The 13,456-nt window shown below is 66.0% G+C and carries 12 protein-coding genes; 7 read left to right on the forward strand and 5 right to left on the reverse strand.

What is annotated here, in order from left to right:
* Nucleotides 1-172 precede the first annotated feature (172 nt).
* Nucleotides 173-1,117, reverse strand: coding sequence for a penicillin-insensitive murein endopeptidase (gene mepA, locus GGD62_RS16600; RefSeq protein WP_179732037.1), 945 nt, complete (start codon nucleotides 1,115-1,117; stop codon nucleotides 173-175).
* 542 nt (nucleotides 1,118-1,659) lie between these two features.
* Here mepA and GGD62_RS16605 point away from each other — a divergent pair.
* Nucleotides 1,660-3,822, forward strand: a complete 2,163-nt coding sequence (locus GGD62_RS16605; protein ID WP_183709073.1) for an EAL domain-containing protein — start codon at nucleotides 1,660-1,662, stop codon at nucleotides 3,820-3,822.
* Between the two features lie 36 nt (nucleotides 3,823-3,858).
* Here the strand turns inward: GGD62_RS16605 and GGD62_RS16610 are convergent, their stop codons facing one another.
* Together GGD62_RS16610 and GGD62_RS16615 are read right to left on the reverse strand one after the other, a co-directional pair.
* Complete coding sequence (locus GGD62_RS16610) at nucleotides 3,859-4,290, reverse strand: hypothetical protein (RefSeq protein ID WP_018316399.1); 432 nt, start codon at nucleotides 4,288-4,290, stop codon at nucleotides 3,859-3,861.
* Between the two features lie 171 nt (nucleotides 4,291-4,461).
* Complete coding sequence (locus tag GGD62_RS16615) at nucleotides 4,462-5,619, reverse strand: acyl-CoA dehydrogenase family protein (RefSeq protein ID WP_183709074.1); 1,158 nt, start codon at nucleotides 5,617-5,619, stop codon at nucleotides 4,462-4,464.
* A 184-nt stretch (nucleotides 5,620-5,803) separates the two neighbouring features.
* Between GGD62_RS16615 and GGD62_RS16620 the strand changes: the two genes are divergently transcribed.
* Nucleotides 5,804-6,547 carry a hypothetical protein gene (locus tag GGD62_RS16620; RefSeq protein ID WP_183709075.1) on the forward strand — a complete coding sequence of 248 codons (744 nt, stop codon included), beginning with the start codon at nucleotides 5,804-5,806 and terminating at the stop codon, nucleotides 6,545-6,547.
* Here GGD62_RS16620 and GGD62_RS16625 read toward each other — a convergent pair.
* Nucleotides 6,519-8,177 (reverse strand): amidase family protein, encoded by a 1,659-nt coding sequence (locus GGD62_RS16625; RefSeq protein ID WP_183709076.1) that lies wholly within the window; start codon nucleotides 8,175-8,177, stop codon nucleotides 6,519-6,521. The genes GGD62_RS16620 and GGD62_RS16625 overlap by 29 nt on opposite strands.
* A 133-nt stretch (nucleotides 8,178-8,310) precedes the next feature.
* Here GGD62_RS16625 and GGD62_RS16630 point away from each other — a divergent pair, with 133 nt between their 5' ends.
* The gene (locus GGD62_RS16630) at nucleotides 8,311-8,787 is read left to right on the forward strand and encodes a GNAT family N-acetyltransferase (protein WP_183709077.1); all 477 of its coding nucleotides are present in this window, start codon (nucleotides 8,311-8,313) and stop codon (nucleotides 8,785-8,787) included.
* 195 nt (nucleotides 8,788-8,982) lie between these two features.
* Here GGD62_RS16630 and GGD62_RS16635 read toward each other — a convergent pair whose 3' ends face one another.
* Nucleotides 8,983-9,234, reverse strand: coding sequence for a hypothetical protein (locus GGD62_RS16635; protein WP_183709078.1), 252 nt, complete (start codon nucleotides 9,232-9,234; stop codon nucleotides 8,983-8,985).
* Between the two features lie 218 nt (nucleotides 9,235-9,452).
* Between GGD62_RS16635 and GGD62_RS16640 the strand changes: the two genes are divergently transcribed.
* The 4 genes from GGD62_RS16640 to GGD62_RS16655 are packed head-to-tail and all read left to right on the forward strand — an operon-like array spanning nucleotide 9,453 to nucleotide 13,456.
* Complete coding sequence (locus tag GGD62_RS16640; protein ID WP_409333950.1) at nucleotides 9,453-9,656, forward strand: DUF2933 domain-containing protein; 204 nt, start codon at nucleotides 9,453-9,455, stop codon at nucleotides 9,654-9,656.
* Nucleotides 9,656-10,330, forward strand: a complete 675-nt coding sequence (locus GGD62_RS16645; protein ID WP_183709080.1) for an isoprenylcysteine carboxylmethyltransferase family protein — start codon at nucleotides 9,656-9,658, stop codon at nucleotides 10,328-10,330. The genes GGD62_RS16640 and GGD62_RS16645 overlap by 1 nt, the downstream gene beginning before the upstream one ends.
* A 49-nt stretch (nucleotides 10,331-10,379) precedes the next feature.
* Nucleotides 10,380-11,087 carry an ABC transporter ATP-binding protein gene (locus tag GGD62_RS16650; protein WP_183709081.1) on the forward strand — a complete coding sequence of 236 codons (708 nt, stop codon included), beginning with the start codon at nucleotides 10,380-10,382 and terminating at the stop codon, nucleotides 11,085-11,087.
* Nucleotides 11,088-11,092: 5 nt separating this feature from the next.
* A complete protein-coding gene (locus tag GGD62_RS16655; protein WP_183709082.1) occupies nucleotides 11,093-13,456 on the forward strand; it encodes an ABC transporter permease in 2,364 nt (787 codons plus the stop codon).

Here is a 13,456-nt window from a genome sequence, read left to right on the forward strand (position 1 = left end):
GCCGCGCGAGCGGTGCGAGGCTTGCGGTCAGGCTTGTTCGACGGGATGCGCGTCCCGGAGATGCCGCGGGCTTACGGCTGAGCGGCGAGGTCATCCTAGCGCATTATTATGACGCGAACCAACCAACGAGTTCGTCATTCCGGGACGACAGCGGCAGCGCGGTCCACACACACTACGGCTTTGCATCCGCCCCATGCAGCACCGCCTTGCATGCTGTCGGCATCTGCGCCAGCGTCATCGGCGGTTTCGGCTTTGGCGGCTCCGGCGGCGGCTTGGGGTGCAGCACCGCGTCGGAGAACCAATAGGCGAGATCGGCGGGCTTGCAGCCTTCGTCCTCGGCCTGCGACGGCTGGCCCTCGCATTCGCCGGCGCCCGCTGGGCAGCGCATGCGAATGTGGAAATGGTAATCGTGGCCCCACCAGGGGCGGATCTTCGAGAGCCAGGCGCGGTCGCCCTTGGCCTCGCGGCACAGCGCCTTCTTGATCGCGGCGTTGACGAAGATGCGCTGCACTGCCGGCTCCCGCGCCGCGTCGCGCAGCACCAGCACATGGCCTGACGTGAACACTTTTGGATCGATGTCGAGCCGGTCGTGGCGCACCATCATCACCGCCGACATGTCCTCGCGTTCCTCGCGCGAGAGGCGGCGGTCCGGCATCGGCGTCAGCCAGATGTCGGCATCGAGGCCGATCTGGTGGCTGGCGTGGCCCGACAGCGCCGGACCGCCGCGCGGCTGAGCGATGTCGCCGACCAGGATGCCCGGCCATCCCGCGTCCTTGCGCGCTTTGGCCGCGAGCCGCTTGATCAGCGCGATCATCTCGGGGTGGCCGTAGCTGCGGTTGCGCGACAGCCGCATCACCTGCCAATTGTCGCCGTTGAGCGGCATCTGCTCGGCGCCGCCGATGCAGCCCTTGGTGTAGGAGCCGATGACATGGGCCGCCCCCTTCGACGGCAGCAGCTTGCGCGCGAACAGCTCCTTGGCGGCGAGATCGGGGTCGTTGGGATTGGCCAGCGGCGGCAGCGGCTTCGGGGTGACGCTGCCCTTGTCCTGGGCCAGCGCGCCGCCGGCGGTCAGGAACGTCGCTAAAACCAGGAGAGGGGTGAGGCGGCGGGGACTCATGCGCAGCCATTATAACTCAACACGGCGTCGGGGTTAAGAATCGGGCTGTGCTGCGGCGGACGATCTCACAGCGTCTTGACGGCCGTTGCCCCAGCGCGAAGGCGCGTCCGGCATGTCGATCCCACTCCAACAAGGTCGTCCAAAAGTCGTGTTTTTTTCGTGGGGCCGGCCGGATTCTTAACTGTGCGATAACCGTATCCTGCATTGACCAAAATTCATGCGCGGAGCGAGGACCGTTTTCCGCCGGCATGCAAGCCGATGCATTTTCGGAATTGAATCATGAATAGCGCGCATATTTGCGTCGCGTCTTTCTGCGATAGCGGCGAGGCAACAGGTTTGCCGCGCCCTGTGACGCTGCTGCGCCTCTCAAACAGGCAAATCGATCCGGTCTACAGTTGCCGCAAGGCGCGGCCCCGGCTGGCCGGACCACCCAAGATTACTTTTTTTTCAGACACTTGCCCCAAAACTTGCGCCGTTGGGCGCGACTGGGACGAGTGAAGTTGGGTTTGGGGTCTCGAAAAACAAGAAAACGAAAGCAAAGCGTGCTTGCCCGGGCCGGCCAATCGCCGCGCAAGCCGCGCTTCGCGCGCGCGCCGCGCGCCCTTTCGGAACGCGATGAAGTCCTGCGCAGCCGCGCCGAGGCGGAAGCTGCGATCGCGGACGCGCGCAAATCCCACGAGCGCCTGCGCCAGGCCGTCGACATCCTGCCCCAGGGCATTGTATTTCTCGACGCCGAAGGCCGCTACGTCCTCTGGAACAAGAAATACGCCGAGATCTACAGCAAGACCGCCGATCTGTTCGAAGAGGGGGCGCGTCTCGAAGACACGCTGCGCATCGGCGTTGCCCGCGGCGATTATCCTGAGGCGATCGGCCACGAGGACGAGTGGATCGCCGAGCGCCTGCAAAGGCTCTATCAGCCCGGCGCGCGCCACGAGCAGAAGCTGTCGGACGGCCGCGTCATCCTGATCGACGAGCGCCTGACCGACGATGGCAGCGTCGTCGGCCTGCGCGTCGACATCACCGAGTTGAAGCAGCGCGAGGCCTCGTTCCGCCTGCTGTTCGACGGCAATCCCGTTCCCATGATCGTCTGCGCGCTGGACGACGAGCGCATCCTCGGCGTCAACGACGCCGCGGTCGCGCATTACGGTTACAGCCGCGCCGAGTTCGAGCGGTTGAAGATCCGCTCGCTGCAGGCTTTCGACAGCGAGCCGCCCTGGACCGCCGGCTCGACCGGCGAGGAGCAGGCCGGCCGCACCTGGAAGCACGTCAAGGCCGACGGCGCGCTGATCGACCTTGCGATCTATTCCCGCGAATTGACCTATGCCGAGCGGCCGGCGGTGCTGCTCGCGCTGATGGACATCACCGAGCGCAAGCGCGCCGAGGCACGGCTCGCCTTCATGGCCCAGCACGACGGCCTGACCGGCCTGCCGAACCGCAGCCTGCTGCGCCAGCAGGTGGACGAGATGCTGCTGCACACGCGGCGCAGCACCGACAAGGTCGCGCTGCTGATGCTGGGGCTCGACAGTTTCAAGTCGGTCAACGACACGCTGGGACACGCGGTCGGCGACAAGCTGCTGCGCGGCGTCGCCAAGCGGCTGCGCTCCACCTTGCGCGAGGAAGACGCGCTGGCACGGCTCAACTCCGACGAGTTCGCGATCGTGCAGAGCGGCCTGACGCGTCCCGAGGACGCGGTGATGCTGGCAAAACGTCTGCTCGCGGCGATCGCCGATCCCTATCTGCTCGACGGCCATTCCGTGGTGATCGGCGCCTCGATCGGCATCGCGATGGCGCCGGGCGACGGCGATGATTCCGAAAAGTTGCTCAAGAGCGCCGACATGGCGCTGTCGCGCGCCAAGCTGGACGCGCGCGGCACCTTCGCCTTCTTCGAGGCCGCGCTCGATGCCAAAGCGCAGAGCCGCCGCAAGATCGAGGTCGAGCTGCGCGGCGCGATCCAGAACGACGTGCTGCGCCCTTACTATCAGCCATTGATCGACCTGCAGAGCGGCCGCATCACCGGCTTCGAGGCGCTGGTGCGCTGGCCGCATGCCGAGCGCGGCATGGTCTCGCCGGCCGAGTTCATTCCGGTCGCCGAGGATACCGGCCTGATCAATCCGCTCGGCGGGCTGATGCTGCGCCGCGCCTGCCTCGATGCCGCGACCTGGCCGGACGACGTCCGCGTCGCGGTCAACCTGTCGCCGCTGCAGTTCCGCAGTGGCAATCTGCTTTCGATCGTGACGGACGCGCTGAGGCATTCCGGCCTGCCGCCGCGGCGGCTCGAGCTCGAGATCACCGAGACGCTGCTGCTGGAGAAGAGCGCGCAGGTGCTGGCGACGCTGCATGCGCTGCGCGCGCTCGGGGTGCGCATCTCGATGGACGATTTCGGCACCGGCTATTCCAGCCTCAGCTATTTGCGCAGCTTTCCCTTCGACAAGATCAAGATCGACCAGTCGTTCGTGCGCGATTTAGGAGCCAACCGCGAGGCCCAGGCGATCATCCGCTCCATCGTCAGCCTCGGCAAGGGCCTCGGGGTCATCATCACCGCCGAGGGCGTCGAGACCGAAGCCGAGCTCAGCTGCCTGCGCACCGAGGGCTGCGACGAAGGCCAGGGCTTCCTGTTCAGCAAGGCTCGGCCGAACGCCGAGATCATCAGCGTGCTGGCCGCGCAGCGCGGCATCGACGGCGAGGACGCCGCGCTGGTGGCGTAGATCTTGGAGCGTCCGCTTCCAGGTTGAAGTTCGGGGCTACCGGCGACAGTGGCGGATGAACGTCACATTCCGGGCGTACAGGTACGTGTACGGGTCGACCTGTTCGAGCGCGTGGTGCTTCATCACCCAGTCCCGCACCGCGGGCGCATAGGACGACATCATCAACTGAGTCTCGCCGGGGTTGATGCTGCGGTCGCCGTGATGCGCGGCGTGAAACATGAAATAGCCGCTCGGGGCAATGCAGATCTTGTCGAGGGGAACGACCCCCAGGACAGTTGTGCAAGACGACTTGCAGCGACCGTCGATCACCACGCGATCATATTCTGCGTTGACGTGTGTGTAGGTGTAGATATGCGCGGCGGTGTTTCCGCCGGGGTCGTGAAGATAATAGACCTTTTCCGCAGAAGCGGATGCCGCCATGACCAACGTGAAGAGGATCGTACCGATCAGGGTTGGAATCCGGCGCATATCACCTCCCTCTTGTCTGGCGCGTCCTGCAGATTATGCTGTTGTGAGACGCTACCTTAGGCTGCCGAAGGGTGTGATCAAAATGCGTTGAGCAACCCTATGGATCCAGCCAACGTGTCCGCGATCGGCCGCCGTCGCTCGGCGCGCACCGAGCTTGAGCCGACAAGCGGATCACGGCTCGGGCGTTGACAGGATTGCCTTCCCCACATCCTCGTAATGGCCATCCCGCGCCTGGATCTGCTGCGCGATCGCGTGCATGTCGCGAAATCGGCGTTCGAACGGGTTGCTGCGAAACACCGCGGTCGCGCCGGCCATGTGATAGGCGGTGTCGACCACTCGTGCCGATTGATGGATGGTCCAGGTCGCGGCCAGTCGCACCGCGCTGCGGTGCGCGGCGCTGAACTCGCCCGTCGCGGACAAGTCGCGCCACATCGCGGTCGCGGTCGCATAGAGAAAGGCGCGCGCGGCGCGCAAATCGCCTTCGGTGCGGCCGATCAGCCCCTGCACCGCCGCGTTGCCGCGCATCGCGCCGGCCGCCAGTGACGGGCGCTTTTCGCGCGCAAGTGCAATCGCTGCATCCAGCGTCGCGCGTGCCACGCCGAGCGACACCGCGGCAAAGCCGAGGCTGAAGGCAGAGCCGGTGCCGATCCTGTAGAGCGGGCCCGGCTCACGCAAGCCTGACGGCACGTCGCGGAACGCCGTGAAGCGCTCGGGGACGAAGAGGTCGCTCACCTCGTAGGAATCGGTGCCGGTGCCGGCGAGCCCGATCGCCTGCCAGACGTCGTGCAACGTCGCACTTGCGGCAGGAAACAGAATGGTGCGCACTTCCGGCGAGCCATCGGCATTCTTGCGGGGCGTCCCGTCGGCATCGACGATGCGCACATGCGCGCCCAGCCAGCTTGCCTGCCGCGAGCCCGAGGCAAAATCCCAGCGCGCCGTGACGCGATAGCCGCCCGCGACCGCGCGCGCCTCGTGCGCGATCGCGCCCCAGGCCAGGATGCCGGGCGCAGTGTTGAAGATCTCCTGCGCGGTATCGCGATCGAGCGAGGCCGCGATCATCGCGCAGACGCTGCATTGGCCGAGACACCAGGCCGTAGACGCATCGGCCTTCGCGATTGCCTCCAGCATCTGCATGAAGGCTTCGATGGAGACTTCCGCACCGCCAAGGCTGCGTGGGAGGAGGGCGCGATAGAATCCGTTCTCGATCAGCGCCGCGACCACGGAAGGCGTCAGCCGCCGCGTCCGCTCGATCTCATCTGCTTCGCCCGCGATCAGCGGCGCGATGGCGCGGGCACGTTCGACGAGATCATATCCGGGAAACTCCGACATTCGCGTGTCCTCGCCCCTTCTGTCGTGAGCGGTGAGGACAGGATGGTGGTCTATTTGACGGGGAGGATCAAGGTGCGGCCATCTCCGCGCGCGCCGCAAGAAGGCCGGGGCCGTGAACCTCGGCAACGCGGCTCGCGACGAACAACCATCATCGCCGCGAACGTCGCGCCGCATGAGGTTGCCCATGCCGATCGTCAGAATCCTCGTCGTCCTGCTCGCGCTCGCTTCGCCGGCGTTGGCGCAGGACGGCGCTCGTGATGCCGCCGCTGCGGGTGAAGCCGCGCGGATGTTCCGGGCCTATGTCGAAGGCGTGGCGAAAAAGGGAGAGCGTCCCGACCTGACCCGGCCGGAGATCACCGCGCTGCTCGGCCGCGTGTTCGATGTTGGAGCCCTGGAGGCGTTGCCGCCGGCGAAGGCGAGCGACATGAGCTGGCTGATGGAGTGGATGGACGCCGCCAACGCGACCTCCAAGCTGTTCGCGCTCTATGGCGCGAAGCCGGGGGCGCAGCCCGATCTTGCGCTCCAGCGCAACATGACCGAGTATGGCGACCAGTACGCGGCGGCGATGAACTTTGCCATCCGCGGCATGGCGCGCGAGGCGGTTGCGGGCGAGCTGTTCATGGCGAGCCTCGCGCCGGAGCAGCGCACCCGTATCCGCCAGGATGGATTTACGGGCTTCCGCCGGAGCGCCGCCGAATTCATCCTGGGCACCGTCTGCGCGGCGATCCAGGGCGCCGGCACGCCCGCCAACGCCCGCCTGGTCGCCGCCGCCATCCGCGACACCCGCGAGGTCTGGGCGAGCTTCCTGCTGCCGCAGGATCGGGCCCGCGTGATCGAGCAGCTTGCCGACCTTCCCAGATGGGCACCGGACGAAACGGCGCGAACCGATCTCGCCGCCTTCACGGCCGCGCTGCGAGCTGTGAATTGAGCCCCGGCGGCGGCTTGCGTGCGTGCGTCGCCTGCTCGAAGGCATAGGCCAGCCGCAGCAGCTTGTGCTCACTCCAGGCTCTCCCTGCGAAGGCGACGCCGAGCGGATAATCGGGCGTGTCCTTGCCCTCCGTTGTCCCCGAGACGAAGCCGCCCGGCACCATGATGCTGGGATAGCCCGCCTTGGCAGCAATCGCAGCGCCCGTGGCGCCGGCGAACAGCACCGCGTCGAGCTTGTGCTGGTTCATGTAGGCGTCCATGCCGCGCGTCTTGGCCGAGAGCAGGTCCATGGCACGGGCCGACTTGTACTCGCGCTCACTCAAATCGCCCCTGGTCAAGTCAGCGGCCAGGAAATGGTCCTGACCAAAGCGCAACGCCTTCCCCGCGTTCGCTTCGTTGAAGGCTATGACGTCGCTGATGGTGTTGATGTCCGTGCCGGTCGCCCAATCCCTCAAATAGAGGTTGAGATCGTGCTTCAGCTCGTAGAGGAAGACGACCGGCGGCCTCGCGATGGTGCCCTTGTGCGCGCTCAGCGGATTGCGGTTGAGCACGGCCATGGTCGTGCCCGGCCCGCCGATCCAGCCCAGCGTCGGCATGTTGGCGCGTACGATGACGGCGCCGAGATCTTCCAGCACCTTGATCGTCTCGGTCATCACCTTGACCCAGTCGGGCGGCAGCTTGCCGTAATAGCAATCGTTCAAGGGATCGGTGGGGTCGCTCGGCACGCCGATGCGCGCGCCCTTGATAGCATCGGCGGCAAGGCCCGCGGTGAAGTCGAGGGGCCGCCGCTGCTTTTGTGTCGCCGGATCGAGCGGGTCCCTGGCGGCCAGCACGTTCAGCAGCAGCGCCGCGTCGCGCACGGTGCGCGTCATTGGCCCCGCGGTGTCCTGGCTGTGCGCGAGCGGCAGGATGCCGGCGCGGCTGATCAGTCCGACGGTGGGCTTCACGGCGACGAGACCGTTTTGGCTGGCGGGGAACAGCAACGAGCCCGAGGTCTCGGTGCCGATCGACGCCGCACACAGGCCGGCCGCCACGGCGACCGCCGACCCCGAGCTCGATCCGCCTGGCTGCACGACCGGGATGCCGTGTTCGTCCGCCAGCGCCGGCGCGTAAGGGTTCTTCACCTGACCGCCTAGCGACGAATAGCCCGAGGGCATGTCGACCGCGAGCATGTTGGCGAACTCGGTCAGGTTCGCTTTGCCGAGGATCACCGCGCCGGCGTCGCGCAGCAGCTTGACGAGGGTCGCGTCGTCCCTGGCGCGCGCGCCTTCCAGCGCCAGCGAGCCGGCCGTGGTCGGCTGCTTGTCGCCGGTGGCGATGTTGTCCTTCAACAGTATCGGCACGCCGGCCAGCGGCCGCCCGACCGATGGCTTGATGTCGTCCAGCTCGGCCGTGATCGCGCGCGCATCGGGATTGAGCGCGCGGACGGAATTGAGCGCGGGGCCGTTGCGGTCATAGGCCTCGATGCGCGCGAGATAAAGTTCGGCCAGCGCGCTGGCGGTGAGCTGCCCGCCGGCCAAGGCGTCGACGATCTCGCTCAACGGCGCGTGCTCGGGCGCCAGCGCGGCCGGCGCCTGCGTGCCGGCGACAGTCGGGGCGAGGCGAGCATCGCCGCGGATCGGCTGGTCCATCTGTCCTCTCGGGCGGCTTGCGACGATTATGCTACCAATGGTAGCATTGAGCTCGGTTGCGCGGCAAGCCGATTGCCGGTCGCGGCGCAGGCGTGAGCTTCTAATCCTTCCAGCGGCTTCAGTTGAGCGATCCATGGAGTGCACGATCCGGCCAGCGCGCGAGGACGACGCCGATGGCATCAGCGAGGTCATTTTGCGTGCGCTGCGCGAGACGAATGCAAAGGACTACACGGACGAGATCATCGAACGGGTCGGGCGCAGCTTCAGTCCGGATGCCGTCAGGCAGCTGATAGGCAAACGTACAGTCTTCGCCGCCGCCATTGGCGGCCGCATCATTGGAACGGCAAGCCTTGATGGAAGAGTCGTCCGCACCGTCTTCGTGGAGCCTGATGTTCAGACCCGAGGCGTCGGCAAGCGGCTGATGGCGGAGGTCGAGCGCGCAGCGCGTGAGCGAAACGTCCCCGCCTTGACCGTCCCTTCGTCCGTCACCGCCGAGGGGTTCTATGCGCGGCTCGGGTCCAGAGCCGTGCGCGACAGCTATTATGGTGATGAACGCACGATCGTCATGGAGCGGGAGCTCGATGGCGCTCGGTCTCACGGAGCCGGATAGTGGACGCGCTGATCGTTGTCGATATGCAGACGGGCCTGCGATTGCCGTAAGTGACGCGCGCCACTCAGTGGTCGACAGCACCTGCCCCCGGGGGCCGTGGTTGCCCATCACAACCGCGTTTGGAGTGGTGTCTCGGCGAGGTGGAGCGGCCGGCCTGAGAGGCAAAACCATCATAGACCGGCGCGCTAGACGGATTCACTTTGTCTTGTCGCCCATGTGGTGAGGCGCCGAGGTGCTGGGTCCGCCGGTGTAATGATGGCCTCCCGACGTGGTCTTGGCCGAGGTGCCGACGGTCTCCTTCTTGCTGCCCATGTGGTGAGGAACTTCGGTTTTCGGTCCGCCGCTGTAGTGATGGCCGCTTTTTTCCTTGTCGGCGGTTTGAGCCATCGCGGGAACGGCCAGCAAAGAAACGATGCCGACGGTGGTGAGAAGCTTCTTGGTGATCATGTTCGGTCCTCCAAGCTGGGGAGGAGGCACGATACGCATCCGTGCAACACCGGTATTGAGGAATCGCAAAGTGAGGACGGTCCGCGACTTCAGCCTCCCGAGCCGTTGATCTGCGTCAAAAGCGATGGCAGCCGTGCTCCTATGCTGCGGTGATCGAGCGGAGCGCGCCCATGCCGGTGCAGGATCATCCCCCTTATCGACAGCGGCATGCCGAGGGCATGTCCACCAAAGCCAAGGCCGGCTTCGTCCTGGCAGGATTTTTGGTCATCGCCGGCGCGCTTCTGTTCACCGAGCACCGGGCCCATGTGCTCGGGCTCCTGGTCTGGCTGCCGCTCCTCGCTTGTCCGCTTATGCATGTCTTCATGCATGGCGGGCACGGCCATCATCACGGTCGCCGGCCGAACGATCGAGGGAGCGCCTGATGCACGACACTGCGCCCGCCTACGGCCTCTGGAGCCTCGTCGTCGTCAATTCGTCGGTGTTCATCCTGTTCGCCTACAGCTTCTTCAAGCCGCAGACGCCGCGCGACTGGCGCTCCTTCGGCGCGTTCAGCGCGTTCCTGGTGGCGCTGTTCGTCGAGATGTACGGCTTCCCGCTCACCATCTATTTCCTGTCGGGCTGGCTGCAGTCGCACTACCCGAATGTCGACTGGTTCTCGCATGACGCCGGCCATCTGCTCGAGATGATGTTCGGCTGGAAGACCAATCCGCACGCCGGACCGTTCCACGTCCTGAGCTTCATCTTCATCGGCGCGGGGTTCATCCTGATCTCCGCCGCCTGGCGGGTGCTGTACGACGCGCAGCAGACCCGAAGCCTCGCGACGTCCGGCCCCTACAGCTACGTGCGTCACCCGCAATATGTCGGCTTCGTGCTGGTGATGTTCGGCTTCCTATTGCAATGGCCGACCATCCTCACGCTGGCGATGTTTCCCGTCTTGACCGTCATGTACGTCAAGCTCGCGAGAGACGAGGAGCGGGATGCCCGGGCGGAATTCGGCGAGGCCTACGCGAAGTACGCTGCGGAAGTCCCGGCCTTCATACCCCATCCCGGCCGGCTGTTCGGCCGCGGCTCTTCCGGCGGCTACCGTCTCGGCTGACTGTCGCGAGGAATATGCCGTCGGATGATAGAGGCTCGAAAGGAATTCGATGAGCGAGCCTGTCTTCACCGCGAATGCCCTGACCAAGACCTACGTTTCGGGCGAGGTGATGGTGCATGCCCTCAACGATGTCGATCTCGAAATCGCCGAGAAGGAGGTGGTCGTGCTGCTCGGCCCCTCCGGCAGCGGCAAGACCACGTTGCTCAACATCATGGGTGGCCTCGACCGGCCGACCAGCGGCAGGCTGTTCTTCCGCGACCTCGACCTGACGGATCTCGGAGATCGCGAACTGACCAAGTATCGCCGGGACCATATCGGCTTCGTCTTCCAGTTCTACAATCTGGTGCCGAGCCTGACGGCCTATGAAAACGTCGCGCTGGTGACGGAAGTCGCCCAGGATCCGATGCGACCCGACGAGGCCCTCGCGCTGGTCGGGCTGGAAGGGCGGATGCATCACTTCCCCGCCCAGCTCTCCGGCGGCGAGCAGCAGCGCGTCGCCATCGCCCGTGCCATCGCGAAGCGCCCCGCAGTGCTGCTCTGCGACGAACCGACCGGGGCGCTGGATTCGAAGACGGGCATTCGCGTCATCGAGGCGCTGCTCGGGGTGAACAGGCAGCTCGGCACCACGACCGTCATCATCACGCACAACGCCAGCATTCAGGAGGTCGCCGACCGGGTGCTGTTCTTCGCCGACGGCCGCATCTCCCGGATTCAGAATAACGAGACACGGCGGCAAGCCGCCGAGCTCGCCTGGTGACGGCCATGACGGCGCTCGATATCAAGCTGTTTCGCGACGTCAGAAGGCTCTGGGCGCAGGTGCTCGCCGTCGCGCTGGTCGTCGGCGGCGGAGTTGCGACGCTGGTGCTCGCGGTCGGCTCCCATCGCTCGCTCGAGGAGACCCGGATCGCATATTACGAACGCTATGGCTTCGCCGACGTGTTCGCGCAGGCGAAGCGCGCGCCGAAGACACTCGCCGGCAGGATTCGCGAGATTCCCGGCGTCGCCGCCGTCGATGCGCGGATCGCCAAGTTGGCGCTGCTCGACATTCCCGGCTTCTCGGCGCCGGCCAGCGCGCAGTTCGTCTCGCTGCCCGACAACGGCGAACCGCATCTCAACCGGCTCTACATGCGGTCCGGACGGCTTCCGGAGCCGGGGCGGACCGAGGAGGTGATCGTCAACGAGCCGTTCGCCCGGGCTCACGGCTTCTCGGAAGGGGCGCGGTTCTCGGCCATCCTGAATGGCAAGAAGCGCGAACTCGTGATCGTCGGTACCGCGTTGTCACCCGAATTCGTCTACACGGTTGGTCCCGGCGACCTGATGCCGGACGATCGCCGCTACGCCATCGTCTGGATGTCGGAGAAGGCGCTCGCCAGCGTCTATGATCTCGATGGCGCTTTCTCGGCGGTGTCGGTCAAGCTGCAGCCTGGCGCGTCGGAGCGGGAGGTGATCGGACGGCTCGACGCGTTGCTCGATCCGTATGGCGGGCAGGCGGCGCATGCGCGGAAGGACCAGACCTCGCACGCCTGGCTTGATCATGAGCTCGACATGCTCAACAACATGAGCCGCACCTTGCCACCGATCTTTCTGCTGGTGGCCGCGTTCCTGGTCAACCTCACTTTGACCCGGCTGGTCGCGCTCGAACGCGAGCAGATCGGCCTCTTCAAGGCGCTCGGCTATTCCGACCGCAGCGTCGTGCTGCACTATCTGAAGTTCGTGGCATTGATCGTTGCGACGGGAATCCTCCTGGGCGGCGTCGCCGGCACCTGGCTCGGATTGCGCATCACCGCTTTGTTCGGCGACTTCTTCCACTTCCCGTTCCTGGTATTCGCGAAGGCGCCGGATCTGTATCTCACCGCCGGCGCGCTCAGCGCGGCGGCCGCCGCCATCGGCGCGCTGCGGGCGCTGCGCGAGGTGGTCAAGCTGCCGCCGGCCGTTGCCATGCAACCGCCCGCGCCGCCGGTCTATCGGCGGCTGCTGCCGGCGAGCATCCAGCTCGATCAGATCGTGTCGCAGCCGACGCTCATGATGATCCGCAACATCGCGCGGCACCCCGTCCGTGCCGCGTTCACGGCGCTCGGCATGGCGCTGGCCACGGCCATCCTGGTCGTCTCGTTGTTCACGCGGGACTCGATGGAGCACCTGATCGACGTGACCTACTTCCTTGCCGACCGGCAGGATGCGACTATCGGATTTGCCGAGAAGCGGATCGCGAACGTGGTGGAGCAGGTGAGCCGGCTTCCGGGCGTTCTCGCTGCCGAACCATTCCGAGAGGTGCCCGTCCGGATTCGCCACGGCAACGTCGAACGTCGGATCATGATCAGCGGTCGGTCCGCAGATGCTGATTTGCGGCGTATCATCGACGCCGACCTTCATCCGGTCGCGCTGCCCGAGACGGGCCTTGCGCTCTCCGGCATGCTAGCTCAGATCCTCGGCGTCCGCGCCGGTGACACCGTCGAGCTCGATCTGCTGGAGGGTGCCCGTCGCACGGTCACAACGCCGGTCGTGGCGACGGTCGAGGATTATTTCGGCATCAGGGGGATGATGGAGATCGGGGCGCTCCGCAAGCTGATGCGTGAAGCGCCGGTCGTGAGCAGCGTGAACCTCAGCCTCGACGAGAGCCGGACGGAAGATTTCTACGCCGCGGTGAAGTCCATACCGACGGTCGGCGGCGTGGCACTGCAGCGCGTCTCGTTGGCGAACTTCCGCAAGACGGTTGCACTGCTCGTCACCACGATGGCGAGCATCTACACCGGTCTCGCCGCCGTGATCGCGTTCGGTGTGGTCTACAACAACGCCCGCATTTCGCTGTCAGAACGGGCCCGCGAACTGGCGAGCCTGCGCGTGCTTGGCTTCACGCGCGGCGAGGTGCTGCGCATCCTCCTGCTCGAACTCGCCATCCTCACCCTGATCGCGCAGCCGCCGGGCTGGGTGATGGGCTATGGACTTGCATGGGTGATGAAGACCAATCTGGCCGGCGAGCTGATGCGTGTCCGCCTCGTCGTCGAGCATTCCACCTACGTCATCGCGACCTCCGTCGTGGTGCTGGCCGCCATCGCCTCCGCTGCTGTCATCCGCCAACGCATCGACAAACTGGACCTCGTCGCGGTCCTCAAGACGCGAGACTAG

Origin of the sequence: Bradyrhizobium sp. ERR14 (assembly GCF_014198235.1) — a bacterium.
GTDB lineage: Bacteria > Pseudomonadota > Alphaproteobacteria > Rhizobiales > Xanthobacteraceae > Bradyrhizobium.